Raw genomic sequence first — 17,000 nt, 5'->3', positions numbered from 1 at the left:
TCTAAAAAAAACTTACTGCTCCTTATGATACGGTTCTCTGCGCTGTCAGTAAGGGCAATTTTCGTTAATCTATTCGTGCTCCGAATGCTATTCTAAAACCAAGGTCATCTATCTTGAAATCAGGCATGCTTTTCCTTCTAACCGTAGAACCACAGTTGTTTTCAACTTCTGCCCAACTCCCGCCTCGGAAGACCCTATAGTTGCCATATCGGTCTGTATCATAGAGATCCCAGCACCATTCCCAAACATTCCCGATCATATCGTAAAGTCCCCATGGATTAGAAAGCATTTTCCCAACTTCCTGGGCTGAACCGTTGGAATTTTCCTTATACCACGCAATCTTATCGATTCTTTCATACCGATATCCCTTGGTTCCCGCTTTGCATGCATACTGCCATTCAGCGTCCGATAGTAATCGAAATCCATTCGCTTCTTTGTTATATATTGTGCTCTCACTTTCCCTTGTTATTGTGTAGCATTCAGTTCTGTCAAGCACTCTAGATAATTTGTTACAAAAGACAAGAGTATCTAGCCATGAAACTTGCGTAATTGGCAGGTTACTCGCATCAGGTTCTACTTCTTCTTCATCCATGATAAAATGATACAACTGCCGTGTTACTGGATACTTCATTACATAGAAAGGTTCAATTGTTTCATTCAATAAAATAACCTTTCTATCACTTCCTCTTCCAGGGTCTGATAACGTGTAGTTAGAACTAAGCCATTTATTCGTATTAATATAATCGCGTAATTCAACAACCCCACCCTCAATCCGTACCATCATATTCATTATATCTTTGATAAAACCTTCACTGTTATTTCCGTACTGTCCTAATGTCATATGAAGTCCCCCGTTCACTCCAATATTTTCTCCATAGTCTACATCCACCAATCTGCATCTAGAGTACGTAAATTTATTCTCCTAGTAGTGATGCTTTGATAACTAGTTCATAGCCGAATTGGCATTCAGAACCTTCGAACCGCCGCGGTCTAAGGGATTGCGGCACGGTTTACAATAACATCACTAAAGCTATTACATCTGTAAAGTTAGCCAAACAATGTACAAATATTCCCAACTTCAAAGAATCTTTTTTGTATACCAAATAAAATAGTGGTAAAAATGCTACAATTCTTGCGACTATTAGCCAAGGAGACCAGAAATGATAAACCGCAAATAATGCGAGATTGACCAGTACACTATGCTTGCCCATCCATTTCATACGAGCCAGTAGAAATCCTCGAAATTAGAGTTCCTCCGTTATGGGTAGTATAAGTGTAATAATGAAAAAGCTTGCTACTATTGCAATTATGATATAGTTTTCACTGAATAGGCTCATGTCCTGGACATAATTGTACTCACTTGGAAGCCAATGAAATACTGTATTTAATATGTAATTTGAAAAAGGTTTTAATGCCTTCATAAGTATTCCTACCAATGAAAGCAATAAAAGAGTGTAGACAATATATTCTTTAACCTTCATCTTACTTTTTAGGCCCAGTACCTTAAAGATATTGAAATTCCCTGTTTCCTTTTTGGCAACATAAAATAAACACCCTAGTTCTATAGGCACTATTGAGAAAAAACCGGCTATTCCTAACGCAACAATCTTAGGATAGCCTGTTAAACTGTCCACTTGTAATAAAAACAGATAAAGTAGACTTAACGCCATTCCTGGAAATAAGTGAAGTGTTATAAGCTTCCATATGCTTCTGATCTCATTTTCGTTATTCATATCCTGTTCCCCCAATAATTTAATCCTTCTAAATCTTAAACTATGGGACCATCCCAAGGTCAATACATCACTTAAACAACCTTATTCAATGGGGATATAAACTTCTAAATATGACTTTAGAACAACAGGCGATCTGCGCTATGTCATCAAATGAGATTTTGTCTGCTAGATTTGTTTCTATATATTCCATGGCGCTGTTCATTCTCTCCAACCAATCCATCGTATTCCCTCCCTTCGAGATAAATTTTAGTGCAGATAAGAAATAAATGCCGTGCATTTGCTGCACGAAAAAGTCAGTAAAAAACTCGCCCCCAAGACACCTAGCTAATCATAAAATTATCCTATATCGCGGATTCCTCTTTGCGTGAGTTCTAAATTCAATGTCGTCATCCCTTCACAGACCCCAACAATACCCCCTTTACGAAGTATTTTTGTAGGAACGGATACACACATAAGATCGGAAAAACAGATATAACGATGGCTGCGGCCTTGATGCTTTCCGGTTGGAGTAAATTATATTCGGAATTATCCAACAAGCTGTCAAGTGAAGTTACCTGAATTAACTGGTACAATCTCACCATAAGCGGCATCAGATTCGAGTTGTTTAAGAAATACAAAGCTTGTGAATATACGTTCCATAATCCTACAGGGTAGAACAACGATAATGCTGCTAGGATCGGCTTTCTGAGAAGTAATACGATTTTCCACAAAATCATGGGATCATTCGCGCCGTCAATCTTCGCGGACTCCTCGACCTCTGAAGGAAGCCCCTCAAAGAAGGATTTCATTACAAACAGATTATACACACTTATTAATCCTGGCAGCCAAATCGCCCAATATGTATCCAAGATGTGCAAATTCTTCAATAGAAGAAACATCGGGATCAGACCACCGCCAAACAGCATCGTAAATAAAATCATTAGAAGGAAAACACTGCGTCCCCGGAGACGTTTCTTTGACAGAGGGTACGCCATAAGTGTCGTCCCTGCCATTTGCAGTATTGTACCAACCACGGTAATAATGATCGTATTTCTCATCGCAATAAACAGCAGTCCTGTCTCGAAATGCTTCGTGAATGCTTTAATATTGAACTCGACCGGCCACAAGAACACTTCTCCCGCCAGAACGGATCGGCTACTGCTGAATGATACAGCAAGCACATGGAGCATCGGAAAAAGTGCCGTAAATGCGCAGAGGATGAGGAACAACCCATTCAGAATACGAGCAATCTTTTTTTACCATAGCCCTCCCTCCATCAGCGAACGCTATTACTCATATTTCGCAAGGCTTCTAAAAATTTTGCCCTACTTGTGATACGGGCTCTCGTCCTCATGAACCGATATGCCCAATCGCCGTCACAAAGAGGAAGAGGAAGACAGCCATTGATCCATTAATGATTTCAAAAAGTATAAGTGGCTTAGACATTTTAGTCGGTGATTTAGGAAAAATACCAGCTAAATCGATAATGTACACGATAAAGTATAAAACAGCGATAATTTTCGTGATGAAAATCGCATTAGGATGTGCAATCAACAAGAGATAACACGTGATAAACGACATAACACCAAGTAAGATAAGAAACAGATTAAATCCCCAAAATACAACCCCTTTTAATTTTGAAAAATCTCTATTCTCAATCGGCCCTCCCGGAACCAATATCGCCAACAACATTACATTAAAAAACACTAGTAAACTTGCTATGATCATAATATCCTGCATCGTTATTCCTTCCTCTCATCTGTTAGTGTCTCAAGATTAGCAGGAAGGAATAACAGTGTATTGTAAAAAATCAGCATCTATATGATCTGGCGTTCATCACTTCTGACCATGCCAGACATATCGAAGGGTTAATTCATGTGGAAGTTTCTCTAACTCTTTGACGGTTTTGCCTGCAAACTTTTTGAATGTTTTGATGAGGTGAGACTGATCATAGTAACGATACTGCATCTCCTCCCTCAATCTTTCATCCTCAACATGTTTTCTAAACTTCACAATATCCCCATAGGTCTTTGGGGTAAGCCCGACATGCCTTTTGAAGAAACGCTCTAACGTACTTACTGAAATGCAAAAAAATTTTGCCATACTCACAATATTCAAGTTTTCATACTCTCGTTCTACATAAGTAAGCATTTCCTCTATGCGGCCAGTATCCTTCTTATTCAACACCATCTTATCGAGTAAATAATGATTGATTGCTGTGATATTTTGTTCCACATCTTTAAATCTCATCATCCGGTACAGTTCATCTAGATCAGGGTCCACATCGGTGGCTTGTAGGATTCGCTCTTCCAATTCGAGGCCGGGCACTTGAAACAAGTGTATAAATCCTAACGGAGTTAAAGAAATCCCGATTTGATACAACTGTTGTCCATATCGAACATATTTCGCGCTTTTCATTTGACCAATCACAACCGTATTAGGGATCACCACTTCCTGATCTTCTCTTACCAGACTGTAAGCAGACCCGTAATTGAAAATGATATTGATATACCCCAGCGGCATAATAATATCTTCTCTGTTGTCATTAGCGAGAAAGTCAAAGTCTACTACCCAGATATAGTCCACTATCCTATGTAAGCTATTTATTGGTTCAAAGGTTCGAATCATCGCATATATCTCCTTACGAATTTTTCGCCATTACTTATGAGACGTTTGACCGCAACCTCTATTGGCATGATTTCCGACATGACTATTCATCTTCGAGAACAGCAGAAGGGCCAGCAGTAAAGCTATACTTACAACCCCAAGTCCTAACCAATTCAAGTGGAGGATGGAGGAATGGCTAATCACAAGGCCACCTAAACCAGAGCCAAGCGCAAATCCAAACTGAATAAAAGAGGTGTTCACACTTAAGGCAATATCAGGTGAATGGGGCACTAAGGTGACAAGATTTAATTGTTGAGCCGGCGAAATGCTCCAGGTCGCCAGCATCCAGATCATTAAGACACCGATTAACAATACCAGATTATTACCAACAAGAGATAAAAAGAGAAACATGACTACTTGCAAGGTTAGCCCCAGGAAAATGGTCAATTTTGGCCCTTTCGAATCTGCCAATAATCCCCCCACCCTCGAACCAACGAAACTGCAAACCCCAGCAAGAAATAAAATTCCACTGATCTTGGTAATCGAAAGAGGCGATGTCGCCTGCAGGAACGGTGTAATATAGGTAAACAATGTTGAATAGCCACAGATATAAAGCAAGGTGATGATTAAGGCTACCAGAATTCTTTTGTCTTTTAATATAGAGAGCTGCATCCCAATGGTAACGGCTTCTTTTTCTTTAATGGCAGGAACTTTTTTATAGATCACGAGCAGTGGAAAAATAGTTATAAACCCCATCCAAATAAACAAGGATTTCCAGCCAAGCCAATCACTAAAGTAAGTGCCGATGGGAACACCGAATACGAGTGAACTGCTGAGGCCCATTAAAATAATACCGATGGCGTTGCCCCTTTTTTCCTTAACTGCCAGCCTAGTCGCCACCGCCATAGCTACAACGGTTGCGACACCGCCACTTAACCCTTGCAAAATACGAGAAACAAGAACGGCCTCAAAGGTAGAGCTGAAAAATGTTAACCAATTACTAAGGATGAACACACTAAGTGCACTCATTAATACTTTCTTACGGTCCATATTAATGGTCGTTGCAATTAAAATTGGGGCACCAATGGCAGCTGAGAGAGCAAACGCAGTCACTAATAATCCTGCGACCGAAGTAGAAACCTTCAAGTCTAACGCAATCATTTCGATGACTCCTGTAATAATATATTCAATGGTTCCGATCAAGAAAACAGCCAGAGCCAGAATATAGATCACTGTACTATTTTTCAATCCTCTCCACCACCTTTTATCGGAATTTGAATTTCTATCAATTGGATATCTTGTTCCGTGGGGAGCGGCAAATAAATCTCTCTGCCAGGTTGATCCTCTTTGATTTGATAACCATTGTTCTCGATCCATGTGGCTAAATCCACACAAGCGGTACAAGCAAAGGCTGAATCTGAGTGGAAGGTCAGTATCGCCATTAATTCTGGGGGAAGAGAACGAATTTGAAGTTCATCAGTAAGTACTGACAGCTCGCCCTTTAAAAAATGGCCTACTTCAAATTCAAACTCATCCACGTTTTCATCCAATTCACTCCATATAACGATTTTGGGACTCTCCACCAGATTCAGGTTTTCTTTTCTTATCCATTGATTAAACGTTCGAAAAAGTCCCGGAATATCCTGTTCCTTACCGCGTGCTTTAAGTGAAAGAAATAGCTTATGTTCTACTGCTTTAATCACGACTTCCCACTCTCTCTCCACAATCCCTCTTTCTCAATCAGCTGAATAATATCGATATCCTGTGTCTTGGTCAACGGTTCTTGGTTTTAACATGCCAATGTGGTCATAGTATCGCAATGCTTTTAAGGAAACCTTGCTTAATGGAAAATTCACTGATTTTGAACAAAATTCCGCCTCCAATCTAGATGATATTCAGAGTATAAAGCTTCCTGTGCAGGGGAAAGTCAAGCAGATAAACAAGCAGAGGACACGGCTCAGCAGATGGAGTCGACAGATAAAATGAAAACAGGGACGATTTCATCAACGAAAACGTCCCTGTTATTTTGCAACATCCTGATCTCATTCCAGTAAAAATTGTTTTAGCTGTGTGTCTATGAATATTGAATCTGGTTCATGCTGTCCAATCCCGGAACAGTGCCCCCATTTGGACTCAATTGGGAGAAAGATTGCGTTATGCATATGATGAGTCTCATACTCATTATCTTCAGGAGGAAAGAAAAGATCCGTACTCCCCGGCATAACAAGCGCTCGAGATGTTATCTTGCTTAGCGCAAGCTCAAAATCTCCTTGATACCGTTGATTTGCGCTAATATCTCCATGTATCCCTGTTCGCAACATGGTAATCAGGTCATTGGCATCGAAGGTTAGGAATACTTCATCCCAATAATCTACGAGATACTCTTCGAGCGTAAGGTAACCTTCCTGCTGAAATAGCTGCTCCAGATAATAAGCCTGAGAGAACCCCCATGCGGCATAAACCCGCCCCATTGCAGCCAATCCTGCCTTGGGCTGCTCGGTATAAAAGCCTTGCTTCCAAGCAGAATCAGCCTGAAGGGCTGCGATAAGTCCTTCAAAAACAACCTTCGCATGTGGCCGGGTCTTGGCCGTTCCTCCGAATGGAGCGATCCGATCCACCATATCAGGATAGCTTGCTCCCCATTGAAAGGTTTGTACGGCCCCGAGTGACCAGCCGACGACTAAAGCAATTTTGTTAATACCGAACTTCTGAGTTACTAGCTGATGCTGGAGTCGCACATTGTCATAGATCGTAACCTCTGGAAAGTTGGCCCGGTCATAAGGAGGGGGCGTGTTGCTCGGTGATGAGGACAACCCGTTGCCAAGCATATTCGGTACGATGATGAAATACTTATTCGGATCCAATGCCTTATCCGGTCCGATCAACCATTCATTATCGGCATGCTGACCTGCAAACCAGGTAGGATAAAAAATCACATTATTTTTGGCTGCATTCAACGTCCCATAGGTTTTGTAGGCGAGAAACGCTTGAGGAAGTATTTCTCCGGATTGCAGTGTGATATCCCCAAGTTCAAAAATCTCATAATCTCTCAAGTAATCTTCTCCTCTCCGTATTTACGATGGAATTGCGTCAACTTAAAACGTTTCATACCCTGGCCTCTACCCTCAATTTTAGCCGCGCAGCGGAAGCGCAGAACTACGTCCCCTCAACCATTACGATGCAGATGAAAGCATTAGAGGATGAGCTTGGGGTCAAGCTGGTCGATCGAATGGGGAAAAAGGTGGCGCTGACCGATGCGGGCAGAAGCTTTCTGGGTTATGTGGATCACATTTTGAGTGATCTGGAAGAGGCGCAGCATGCCGTCAAGCAAACGGGTGAAATGACAGGTACGCTAACTATAAGTGCAGATGATACCTTGTGTACGTACCGAATTCCGGCAGTGCTTAAGCGATTTCGCTTACGCTATCCGGGAGTCCGGTTGATGTTTCGCCCGCTCTCGGAGCCAAACCTGAAGCAGAGCTTGCGGGAAGGCAGTGCAGACATTATTTTTGTGCTGGATGAGATCAAGGGAGAGGCAGGACTTTGTGGGGAAAAGGTACTTGACGAGCCCTTCTATTTATTGGTTGCACCAGAGCATCGGCTTGCTTCGCAGACAGCTTTGACGGTTGAGGACTTTAATGGCGAGACCTTCCTACTAACGGAGCAGGGATGCTCCTATCGGATGTTTTTTGAGCGGAGTCTTTCCCAGAAGGCGATGGGAAGCATTACAGAATTAGAGTTTAATAGTGCGGAGGCGATTAAGCAATGTGCCAAAATGGGAATGGGTATCGCCATTTTGCCTGATATGGCTGTAGCAGCAGAGGTGAATCGGGGAGAACTGATTCCGCTACCCTGGGATTTGACAGCTGTATCCTTTGCAACGCAAATGTTCTGGCATGAAGAAAAATGGATCTCGCCCGCGATTGATGCCTTTTTAAATTTAACCAGAGAGACGTTCTCCAACCACCTGCCGGATCGTGGTGAATAAGGGTAAGTCCAGAGAGAAAAAGACAGTTCGAGATGGATATTACTTTGTTAGAAAGTGACATTGTGAAAGATTCTGAACGACGATTCGTTCACATGTGTATACGGATGGGAGCCCAAAGCTTTTATGATTATACATTTGACGCAGCTTACATGTGGGAAGATGTATATACGAATATGCCAATTATCGATCATCTGTGGGGAGAAGCATTCGGAGAACTGAATCTTATACAATCACTCGCTAAATTCAACAAACCAGTATTTATCGGTTTAGGTAGTTATGATTATTTGGTAGCGCCTGTTTCACTTTGGAATTCTGTTGATGAGACCTATGAGCACGTAAAAAAGTGATCTTTGAGCATAGTGGTCACAATCCGATGTTTGAAGACCTCAAACCTTTGACAAAGAGCTAAGCAAGTGGATTCTTGAGGGCAATTGAGGCTTCCCTTTGTATAACGAAAAACACTAAGTTAATTCTTAGTGTTTTTTTATTTCCTGCCCCTTTTGGTTTCGCCCAAATAAGTTTTACCATTATGTCTAAAGGCGAAAACTCCGCCTCGGTGTTGATTAATGCCATATTATAAGAAATATGCGTTTGGAATCCCCAAGCGTATATAATATTTTTGAAAATTTCGCTCTATTTATGATACGGTTCGCCTCGCTGTCTGTAACGGCAAGTTGCAAAATGCAGATTGGACAACGAGTTAGGTAACTTCTGACGAATAAAGGAATTTGATCGTCGGGATCTATTCAACATCCATCTTATATTATCCCCGCTGCATTTCCTACAAATTGAACCTCTGAATCGATTCCCTTAATTGTACGGACATTTTGGCTTGTCCCTCCATGGAATCAGTGGCTTTACTCATCACCTCATTCATTTCACCTAGGCTTTCCTTCATTTCACTGGTGTAACCTGCAGCCCTAGAAGAGCTCTCGGAGACGCCTTCAATGACTTCCTTAATATCCGTTACGGCAGAACCCATTAATTCCGTAGAAGTATGTACTTCCTCAGAAAGCGACAGAATCGCTTGTGTATCTCGCTGGTATTGTTGACCAGTTTGGATAAGCAGCTCATAATCCGCTTTTACATCATTGTTCATATAGTCCAATATGTCCTGTGAACTCTTCCCCAGCTTTAGGAATGCATCTTTCACTTGAACGACCATTTCATCAATATGAGATATGGCTTCAGTCGATTCGCCGGCCAATTTTTTTACTCTTTCAGCTACAACCTGAAATCCTTTCCCTTGTTGACCGGCTCTCGCTGCCTCAATGGAAGCATTTAAGGCTAATAGGTTGGTCTGTGAAGAAATTTCCTTAATGCTTGCAGAAATAACATGGATCTCATCCACGATGCGTCCGGTCTCAATGGCATTCAGAAGATTCTGCTGCTTCTCTTCATACGTTCGAATAGCCTTCTCAAGGGAATGAACGGCCTCGACTTCCATTTGCGTCGCTCTTGTCTTTATAGCGCTAGATGTTTCTAAGGAAGCCTTTACTTTATGTGATAATTCATCATTGGATCTAGTCATTTCAAGAAGGGACAACTTAGCGCGTTGTGTATCATTTAACAAATTTGTCGCGTCTTGCGCAAGAATATGTGACTTCGATTGAATCCTTGCAATACTCGCTGTTGAATTACGTGTTGCGTCCAACATTGCCGAACTAGATTGTTGTATGTTATTCGATGCGTTATCAATTTCCAACACCAAATTCTTGATACTTGTTGAGCCTGTATTTAAAGATTTACTTAACTTGCTTATATCATCGTTCCCCTTGAAGCATAGTTCAGAAGACAAATCGCCTGCTCCAAGCTTATCTGTAAATCTCGCAACCGATTGAATTCTCCTTAGGATTAGTCGATCATACATGAATACAATTATTAGAACCGATATTAGTATGCTGAAAATAGAAGATACGTATAAGCCAATGTTGCCCTCCATAAAATCGTTTTGGATTCCTGCTTTGACGATAACCTCCTTACCGGTATCCAAGATGAAGTTAACGAACTTACCAATATTCGTACCGAGAATTTGAACGAGCACGATGGGGAAAATTAGCTTGAATTTAATGGATTCTAGTGTCCATTTCTTTAGGGTGACTATAATTTTCATAAATTTCTCCTCAATAAATGATCTAGATGTTAGAAATGATGGCTACCCTCCTTCAGAATAATGTCATCAGAAGAACATCGGAGAACAGAAGCATGAACATCGGAGAAATTGACCGAGGCTCCAAGGAAATAGCCGATGGATATAAACAAGGCACACCAGAACAGGGCCCCTACGACCGAGTAGAGTAGGTATTTCCTGAGGCTCATAGCGCTCATCCCTGCCAGATAACAAGTTAGATGCCGGAACCCCGGAATATAATAGCCTATACATATTGCCCAGGGGCCATAATGTTCGAACCAACTTTCTGTTTTCTCCAATCTTTTTGTCGTGAGCCTGATCCATTTCCCATACTTCCACAGCAGCGGCTTGCCGAATTTCCGCCCAAAGGCGTAACTACACAGCATTCCAGTCATTGCCCCAAAGACGCTAACCGAATAAGATAACGGGAAATAAAGCAGTCCAAGTGAAGAAAAATAACCGACAGTCGTCATTAAGATTTCATCAGGCACAGGCAAACCAATAATACCAAGCGCCAAACAGAAGAAAATAGAGATGTACCCGTGTTCTATAATGATGTCCTGTAATAAGGCTATGATGATCACGCTCCGTCTCTAATGGCCCTAGGCAAAGAAATGGTTATTCGGCCGTTTTAGGGAATCTTAATTCTTTTATGGTCATAAATCCTAGTGCCTAGTTGTCATATGACATTTTGAAGTGTCTTGACATGTGGGCGACAAAATGAAACTTGTTGATTGGTGACGAAATGAAACTTGTTGATATGACAAGTCTTTTGCCATACTCGGTTTAGCCAGTTGTTATGAGGGCAAATACATTTTGAGGAGACACCATTCATGAAAAAAAAGATTCGTACCCTCGCATTTCTACTATTATCCGCTACCGCAACGACCGCGTGTATACCAGCTAGTGGTATGCCAGCTGCCACAGCAGTTGCCACACCCATTGCATCTATACAGCCTAGCTTGGAGGGGCCCCGCGATACCAAGGAGCTTGAAGCATTTGCAGATAGCGTTTTTTCAGACGTGATGAAGAAGTATAACACCGTCGGTTCTAATTTTGCGGTCGTGGGCGATGGGAAAGTGTTACTAAGCAAAGGTTACGGTTATGCCGACAAAGAAAAGAAAATTCCCGTTGATAAAGACACCGTTTTCCAGATCGGCTCTGTTACCAAGCAATTCACGGCCTTGGCTGCTATGCAGATGGTCGATAAGGGGAAGATCGATTTGCGAGGCGACATTCAAAAGTACTTAGGAGGATTGAAGATTCCGAATAAAACGGGAAAAAAACTGACCATGTATGATCTGCTTACCTATTCAACCGGATTTGAATTTCCCGATATCGCTTCGTATTATTCAACGGAATACGTTAATAAAGACTATCCAATAAAGGATTTTCTCAAATCACATATGTCAGAGGTTGTGAGGCCTCCGGGAGAAGCATACGTTTATGACAATCTTGGGTTTTTGCTAGCGGGGTATGCGGTAGAGAACGCCTCGGGAATGCCCTATTCGAAGTATATGGAGAAAAACATTTTCAACCCGTTAGGCATGACCTCAACGAATGTGCGGATTACGCCTGAACTATTAGGCAGAATGGCTGCTCACTATGGACCGAACGGTGAAAAGATCCCCATGGATGGAACTATGCCTACAGAAAAACCTGAAGGTGGTATCATCTCAACTGCAGATGACATGGCGAAGTATCTCTTAATGCATCTGAACAAAGGAAATTATGATGGCAACGAAATTGTGAGCCAAAAAAGCATAGAGCAAATGCACACATACCAGTTTTTTGCTGATAAAACGATTCCTATTACAACAATCGGGTTCGAAGCCTACTTCCCTGAGAAGATGAATGGTCAACATGTGATTCTAAAAGGAGGGAATGTTACAGGGCATTCATCCCTGATTGTTATTCTGCCTGAGAAAAATGCAGCCTTTTATCTGTCCAACAATGACGACAACGCCCAGTTTAGCATTGACGTGTATGAAGCGTTTATGAATCACTATTATCCGAGAAAGACAGAAGTTTCAAAGCCAACCTATTCGGCAATCAGTGAGCAGCAAGCCAAAGCGTATGTCGGATTATATAAAAACATTCGTATGGATGCTTTGAGGAATAAGGTTTCTTATTCGAACGGGAAGTTAGTTTTGGAAACACCTTCGGGCAAGCATACGCTGAAAATGATCCACCCTTTATTGTTCGAAGATGAATCAGGTAATAAAGTGACGTTTAAGAAAAACGCAGCTGGCCAGATTGCATATATGTATTCTACGACTCTACCAGACTTAGCTTCATTTTCAGAAAAAGTTAACCTTGATTCACCATTCTCTGATGTACCTGCGAATAGTAAGTATAAATCATATATTAACAATCTCAACGCTTTGAAAGTCATGAGCGGGAAGTCTTCCCATATCTTTGATCCAAAAGGAACGATGACTCAAGCTGAATTCTCAGAAGTGCTACTTCGTGCCCAGGGGTGGCATAAAATGCCTTTCTTGCTTGCAGCCAATAAGAAGCAGATGAAAGCCGGACTGCCTAATTTTTATCCTAATTCTCCGATCACTAGACAAATGGCGGCGGTAATGATCCAAAACCTGAGACAGGTAGAGCCTAGCACGAAGGTTAAACTGAGTGGCACAACGGATGCTTGGGCAGTTGAAGCCATCAAAGCGCTTGTATCCCAAGGGATCATGGACCCGGATACGAAGGTTAAATCTGATGGCTCCGTAAACTTCCGTTCAAAAGAACTTTTGTTACGTCAAGAAGCTAGTGCCTTATTGGATCAAGCATTTAATTATATTTTACCAATCCGTCACTAATTAATTCGATTCATGAACTCTAGCCAAGTTGAAGGGCTTGTATAGTAAGAAACAAGCGGCTGCCTATGGCTGCCGCTTGTTTTTAGTTATTGCCGTGTCCAACGGCATTCTATTCCTAGCGATAAGGTTTATTCCAGCAGCCCGGCCTCTAGTGCTTTTTGCACCGCATCTTCCCGGTTGCGAACCCCCAACTTCATGTAGGCCGATGATGCATAGTTTCTAACAGTACCATCGGATAAATACAATTTGGAGGCAATCGTTTTATATCGTAGACCTTTCGACACGAACTTCAGTACCTCAATCTCCCGTAGCGTTAAATCATAGGCGGCTCTCATTTGGGTTGGTGACGTATCGTCCCCGGTCTTATCCGCCTCCAGCTGTGTGAACAATTTGTGTGACATTTCTTGATCGATCAAGGTGCCTCCACGATAAACCGTGCGTATCGTCTCAGCAAGTTCTGCCGGCTTGATGGATTTTAATAAATATCCGTCAGCTCCGCTTCGCAACACTTCCAGAGCCTGCCTAGTATCTTCGAACGAGGTAAGAATCAGAATGCGTATCTGGGGCCACATTTCCTTCATGGTACGAGATGCGGTGATCCCATCCATGTTCGGCATGTCCAAATCCATAAGGACCAGTTGAGGTTGAACTTGCTTGCAGAGCGCAATGGCTTGTTCACCATCCTATTTGACTTTAAGCTTCTCGCACAAGTAACCCAACTTTCTGCGCCCCGTGAGCGGTCAAGTCCAAAGCTTTTCGCCGTTACTTATGATAAGGCTCCCCCCGATTGATCTTCACCGCGCGATAAATCTGCTCCACCAGCACCAGGCGCATGAGCTGATGGGGCAGCGTCATGCGCCCGAAGCTCATGCGCTGCTGCGCGCGGCGCATGACCTCATCGGAGAGCCCATGGCTCCCTCCGATGACGAACACGACATGGCTCGTCCCGTAGGTGCCGAGCCGGTCAATTTCTGCGGCAAGCTCTTCCGAGCTCCACAGCTTGCCGTCAATCGCGAGCGCAATGACATGCGCCTCGCTCTTTATGTGCGCGAGGATGCGTTCCCCCTCGCGTGCCTTAACAATACCGACCTCTGCTTCGCTTAGAGAGTCGGGTGCTTTTTCATCTGCCACCTCAATCACCTGAAATTTCAGGTACGGTGTCAGCCGTTTAGCATACTCCGCGATGCCATTGATCAAGTACTTTTCCTTCAATTTTCCTACGCCAATAATTTGAATAAGCATAAGTGCCTCCTGTTATAGTCCTCTATTGAAATAGCAAAAGGACGCGCACTGGGCGTCCCTTGTAGTTTTAGTAAGTAGCTTCCTAATCTTTCGCATTCCTTAAATGTCCTATTCTTCAGACAATCCATCCCCTACTTACTCTCCTCCCGCTCCTCCATCGCAAAATCCGGCTTTTCCCCAGCTTCGTAAGCACTCAATATAGAATCCAGCAAACCTGGGAACCTTGCGTTAAGATCCTCCGTCCGCAACGACAGTATGCGCTGGGTTCCTTGCACCCGCGTAAACACAACCCCTGACTCGCGCAGCGTACGGGCATGGTGAGACATGGTGGATTTGGCGATCGGAACGTTGAAGCCGTTGCAAGCCTGTTCTCCATTTCTATGAATATCCGATACGATATGGAGGCGAATTGGATCGCTGAGCGCATACAATACGGAAGCAAGCTGAATGTCCTTGCGATCCGGATGAAATAATATTTTCATGGATGATTATCCCCTTTGTCCTACTTTTAATGCGAAAAAAATATTGGTGTTCCTAATTGCATTTTATATCAACGCATGCTATATTTCAATTGTTCGTAAGTAATCGAACTATTAAACAATAAAAAGGAGTGCTTCGCACATGACTTCTGTAAATAACCTTTCCGCGAATGCGGATCATGAAGCCTCCGCTCCGGAAGCGACTCTTCCACGGGAAGGCCTGCTGACTCTGCTGTTCAGCATCGCTGTGGTTCTCGTCATTATGAATACAGCCATGTTCAATCTGGCACTGCCTGATGTAACCGAAGCCTTCGGCATTACAGCTGCATCTGCTTCTTGGATAGTTACCGGGTATTCCATTATGTTTTCGATTGCCTCAATCACGTACAGCCGGCTCTCTGATTTTCTGCCGATCCGCCGCCTGCTGGTGATAGGCTTGTTGACGCTAGGCTTTGCGGCTGTGGCCGGCTTCTTCAGCACCAACTTTATCTTTCTGCTTATCGTGCGCATTCTACAGGCGTCGGGCGCGGGCGCAGTAATGTCCTTATCTCTTGTTCTGTTTACCCGCTATGTCCCGCAAGCCCGTCGCGGTAAAGCGATGGCGACGATTATGTCAGCCGTTTCACTCGGCCTAGGCCTTGGTCCGGTCGCGGGCGGAGCCATCGTCGAATATCTCGGCTGGATCTGGTTGTTCGCTGTAACGGCAGCTATTTTGCTTCTCGTGCCGTTGTTCCTTATCCTGTTGCCTAAAGAGGTACCCACCCGAGGCTCCTTTGATGTGCTTGGTGGGCTGCTCTTGGGCGTCGGCACCACCGGTCTGCTGCTGTTCCTGACTAGTGGGCTGTGGGTGGCCTTGGTCGCCGGACTTGTCGCCATCGCTTTATTTGTTGGCCGCATCCGCAGCACGCCCGACCCATTTGTAATGCCCGCGCTTTTCCGTAACCGCTCATATCTCGTACTGGCGGTGGTCGGAATCGCCTCCTATCTGTGCAGCTTCGCCACCTTGTTCCTGCTGCCACAGATTTTGACTCATCGCTTTGGCTTCAGTGCAAGTCATGCCGGGCTTGTGATCTTTCCGGGCTCGCTGCTCGCCATTTTCGTTTCCCGCTCCGTCGGACGAATCATCGACCGTTATGGCAATGCGGGGATATTGCGTTTCGCTCCACTGCTTGTGTTGACTGCTACTGTCCTGTTCGCATTTTTCGCTGGGCGGTCCTGGATTGCCGTTATGCTTATCTATATGATTATGAGTCTTGCCTTCACGACATTGTCCAGTAGTGTATCCAATGAAATCTCACGGATTCTGCCTTCCTCACAAATCGGCTCGGGGATGGGACTGTTCCAGCTACTGCAATTCTTTAGTGGTGCCTTCAGCGTAGCTATGGCCGCAAGTGCATTGGAATGGCAGCGTGGGCTGCCGCTCCGGGCCGCTTACTCAAACATCTACTGGGGACTCTCTATTGCAGCAATGCTTGCCATCATCTCAGCCATTGTCTACCGCAAGAACAACCGAGGTAGCTCCCTGACCAATATGGCAGATGCAGCAGATGCATAAGATTAATCCTCCAATGCACCTATAATTATTCCACGCAAAAACACCTTACGGCCCATTTCCGGGACTGCAAGGTGTTTTTTTATAAGTCTTAAAGGTCCTTTAGACCACCAAATATTCAGCGTTCTTCTCACATTGGGTGCACTTTGCCGGCGGGTCCCAGTCAGAGAATTCCGTTTCCTTCAAATCCACTACATCTGGTGCATCTTCATACTCGTCCACAAACAAATCAATAGCTAATTCTACATGTTCTTTACATACTACATACATTCAACCAAGCATCCCTTTCTGTGCCGCTACGGCCTAATACTCCTTCTATTGTTCTACCATACTTCCCACGAAAATGGAACTCCTATCTATCCATTCCAGCGATCTGTTCATCCATTGTCTATATTCTTGCCCTTCACCAAAAAAAGATTCCTCCCACCCCGAAGGGCAAAAGGAATCTCATCACTTCTCTCTCTCTA

The 17,000-nt window shown here is 43.5% G+C and carries 15 protein-coding genes and 4 pseudogenes; 4 read left to right on the top strand and 15 right to left on the bottom strand.

Features of this window, described 5'->3' with window-relative positions:
• Nucleotides 1-64 precede the first annotated feature (64 nt).
• From MKX35_RS03700 to MKX35_RS03665, 9 genes and pseudogenes are all read right to left on the bottom strand, one after another.
• The gene (locus MKX35_RS03700) at nucleotides 65-841 is read right to left on the bottom strand and encodes a formylglycine-generating enzyme family protein (RefSeq protein ID WP_076285082.1); all 777 of its coding nucleotides are present in this window, start codon (nucleotides 839-841) and stop codon (nucleotides 65-67) included.
• Between the two features lie 169 nt (nucleotides 842-1,010).
• Nucleotides 1,011-1,232: pseudogene (locus tag MKX35_RS31815) on the bottom strand (CPBP family glutamic-type intramembrane protease); the annotation flags it as partial.
• A 12-nt stretch (nucleotides 1,233-1,244) separates the two neighbouring features.
• Entirely contained in the window at nucleotides 1,245-1,733 is a 489-nt protein-coding gene (locus tag MKX35_RS03695; RefSeq protein WP_218640861.1) for a hypothetical protein, read from the bottom strand.
• Between the two features lie 386 nt (nucleotides 1,734-2,119).
• A complete protein-coding gene (locus MKX35_RS03690) occupies nucleotides 2,120-2,902 on the bottom strand; it encodes a carbohydrate ABC transporter permease (protein ID WP_341043794.1) in 783 nt (260 codons plus the stop codon).
• Nucleotides 2,903-3,062: 160 nt separating this feature from the next.
• Entirely contained in the window at nucleotides 3,063-3,452 is a 390-nt protein-coding gene (locus tag MKX35_RS03685; protein ID WP_081382684.1) for a hypothetical protein, read from the bottom strand.
• 96 nt (nucleotides 3,453-3,548) lie between these two features.
• Entirely contained in the window at nucleotides 3,549-4,340 is a 792-nt protein-coding gene (locus MKX35_RS03680) for a helix-turn-helix domain-containing protein (protein ID WP_076285045.1), read from the bottom strand.
• A gap of 30 nt (nucleotides 4,341-4,370) precedes the next feature.
• Entirely contained in the window at nucleotides 4,371-5,567 is a 1,197-nt protein-coding gene (locus MKX35_RS03675) for an MFS transporter (RefSeq protein ID WP_076298093.1), read from the bottom strand.
• Nucleotides 5,564-6,188, bottom strand: a pseudogene (locus tag MKX35_RS03670) (MerR family transcriptional regulator). The gene MKX35_RS03675 and the pseudogene MKX35_RS03670 overlap by 4 nt, the downstream one beginning before the upstream one ends.
• Before the next feature lie 173 nt (nucleotides 6,189-6,361).
• Nucleotides 6,362-7,372, bottom strand: coding sequence for an alpha/beta fold hydrolase (locus MKX35_RS03665; RefSeq protein ID WP_076285046.1), 1,011 nt, complete (start codon nucleotides 7,370-7,372; stop codon nucleotides 6,362-6,364).
• Nucleotides 7,373-7,398: 26 nt separating this feature from the next.
• Between MKX35_RS03665 and MKX35_RS03660 the strand changes: the two genes are divergently transcribed.
• Nucleotides 7,399-8,307: a LysR family transcriptional regulator gene (locus tag MKX35_RS03660; protein ID WP_076298094.1), complete on the top strand. Its 909-nt coding sequence runs from the start codon at nucleotides 7,399-7,401 to the stop codon at nucleotides 8,305-8,307.
• A gap of 5 nt (nucleotides 8,308-8,312) precedes the next feature.
• Nucleotides 8,313-8,742: pseudogene (locus MKX35_RS03655) on the top strand (alpha/beta fold hydrolase); the annotation flags it as partial.
• Nucleotides 8,743-9,088: 346 nt separating this feature from the next.
• On the opposite strand, the gene MKX35_RS03650 reads toward MKX35_RS03655, so the two are convergent.
• Nucleotides 9,089-10,420 (bottom strand): methyl-accepting chemotaxis protein, encoded by a 1,332-nt coding sequence (locus tag MKX35_RS03650; protein ID WP_076298095.1) that lies wholly within the window; start codon nucleotides 10,418-10,420, stop codon nucleotides 9,089-9,091.
• Nucleotides 10,421-10,449: 29 nt separating this feature from the next.
• Nucleotides 10,450-11,013: a DedA family protein gene (locus tag MKX35_RS03645; RefSeq protein ID WP_076285084.1), complete on the bottom strand. Its 564-nt coding sequence runs from the start codon at nucleotides 11,011-11,013 to the stop codon at nucleotides 10,450-10,452.
• A 258-nt stretch (nucleotides 11,014-11,271) separates the two neighbouring features.
• Between MKX35_RS03645 and MKX35_RS03640 the strand changes: the two genes are divergently transcribed.
• Nucleotides 11,272-13,260 carry a serine hydrolase gene (locus tag MKX35_RS03640; RefSeq protein WP_076298096.1) on the top strand — a complete coding sequence of 663 codons (1,989 nt, stop codon included), beginning with the start codon at nucleotides 11,272-11,274 and terminating at the stop codon, nucleotides 13,258-13,260.
• 128 nt (nucleotides 13,261-13,388) lie between these two features.
• Here MKX35_RS03640 and MKX35_RS03635 read toward each other — a convergent pair.
• The 3 genes and pseudogenes from MKX35_RS03635 to MKX35_RS03625 form a co-directional block, all read right to left on the bottom strand.
• Nucleotides 13,389-13,943, bottom strand: a pseudogene (locus MKX35_RS03635) (response regulator); the annotation flags it as partial.
• 79 nt (nucleotides 13,944-14,022) lie between these two features.
• Nucleotides 14,023-14,502: a 23S rRNA (pseudouridine(1915)-N(3))-methyltransferase RlmH gene (gene rlmH, locus MKX35_RS03630; protein WP_042131690.1), complete on the bottom strand. Its 480-nt coding sequence runs from the start codon at nucleotides 14,500-14,502 to the stop codon at nucleotides 14,023-14,025.
• A gap of 131 nt (nucleotides 14,503-14,633) precedes the next feature.
• Nucleotides 14,634-14,984 carry an ArsR/SmtB family transcription factor gene (locus MKX35_RS03625; protein WP_060626266.1) on the bottom strand — a complete coding sequence of 117 codons (351 nt, stop codon included), beginning with the start codon at nucleotides 14,982-14,984 and terminating at the stop codon, nucleotides 14,634-14,636.
• A 139-nt stretch (nucleotides 14,985-15,123) separates the two neighbouring features.
• Between MKX35_RS03625 and MKX35_RS03620 the strand changes: the two genes are divergently transcribed.
• Nucleotides 15,124-16,536 (top strand): MFS transporter, encoded by a 1,413-nt coding sequence (locus MKX35_RS03620; RefSeq protein ID WP_076298097.1) that lies wholly within the window; start codon nucleotides 15,124-15,126, stop codon nucleotides 16,534-16,536.
• A gap of 99 nt (nucleotides 16,537-16,635) precedes the next feature.
• On the opposite strand, the gene MKX35_RS03615 is transcribed toward MKX35_RS03620, so the two are convergent.
• Complete coding sequence (locus tag MKX35_RS03615; RefSeq protein WP_076120603.1) at nucleotides 16,636-16,803, bottom strand: CxxH/CxxC protein; 168 nt, start codon at nucleotides 16,801-16,803, stop codon at nucleotides 16,636-16,638.
• Nucleotides 16,804-17,000 lie beyond the last annotated feature (197 nt).

It is taken from the genome of Paenibacillus sp. FSL R5-0923 (genome assembly GCF_038009145.1).
Taxonomy (GTDB): domain Bacteria; phylum Bacillota; class Bacilli; order Paenibacillales; family Paenibacillaceae; genus Paenibacillus_AQ.
Note: the sequence above shows the minus strand (reverse complement) of the source record. Positions and strands in the feature narration are given on the sequence as shown.

Excerpts from the sequence above, each read along its gene's own strand:
- MKX35_RS03700 (WP_076285082.1), bottom strand. The coding sequence starts at position 841 with ATGACATTAGGACAGTACGGAAATAACAGTGAAGGTTTTATCAAAGAT.
- MKX35_RS03695 (WP_218640861.1), bottom strand. The coding sequence starts at position 1,733 with ATGAATAACGAAAATGAGATCAGAAGCATATGGAAGCTTATAACACTT.
- MKX35_RS03690 (WP_341043794.1), bottom strand. The coding sequence starts at position 2,902 with ATGCTCCATGTGCTTGCTGTATCATTCAGCAGTAGCCGATCCGTTCTG.
- MKX35_RS03685 (WP_081382684.1), bottom strand. The coding sequence starts at position 3,452 with ATGCAGGATATTATGATCATAGCAAGTTTACTAGTGTTTTTTAATGTA.
- MKX35_RS03680 (WP_076285045.1), bottom strand. The coding sequence starts at position 4,340 with ATGATTCGAACCTTTGAACCAATAAATAGCTTACATAGGATAGTGGAC.
- MKX35_RS03660 (WP_076298094.1), top strand. The coding sequence starts at position 7,399 with ATGGAATTGCGTCAACTTAAAACGTTTCATACCCTGGCCTCTACCCTC.
- MKX35_RS03650 (WP_076298095.1), bottom strand. The coding sequence starts at position 10,420 with ATGAAAATTATAGTCACCCTAAAGAAATGGACACTAGAATCCATTAAA.
- MKX35_RS03640 (WP_076298096.1), top strand. The coding sequence starts at position 11,272 with ATGAAAAAAAAGATTCGTACCCTCGCATTTCTACTATTATCCGCTACC.
- rlmH (WP_042131690.1), bottom strand. The coding sequence starts at position 14,502 with ATGCTTATTCAAATTATTGGCGTAGGAAAATTGAAGGAAAAGTACTTG.
- MKX35_RS03625 (WP_060626266.1), bottom strand. The coding sequence starts at position 14,984 with ATGAAAATATTATTTCATCCGGATCGCAAGGACATTCAGCTTGCTTCC.
- MKX35_RS03620 (WP_076298097.1), top strand. The coding sequence starts at position 15,124 with ATGACTTCTGTAAATAACCTTTCCGCGAATGCGGATCATGAAGCCTCC.
- MKX35_RS03615 (WP_076120603.1), bottom strand. The coding sequence starts at position 16,803 with ATGTATGTAGTATGTAAAGAACATGTAGAATTAGCTATTGATTTGTTT.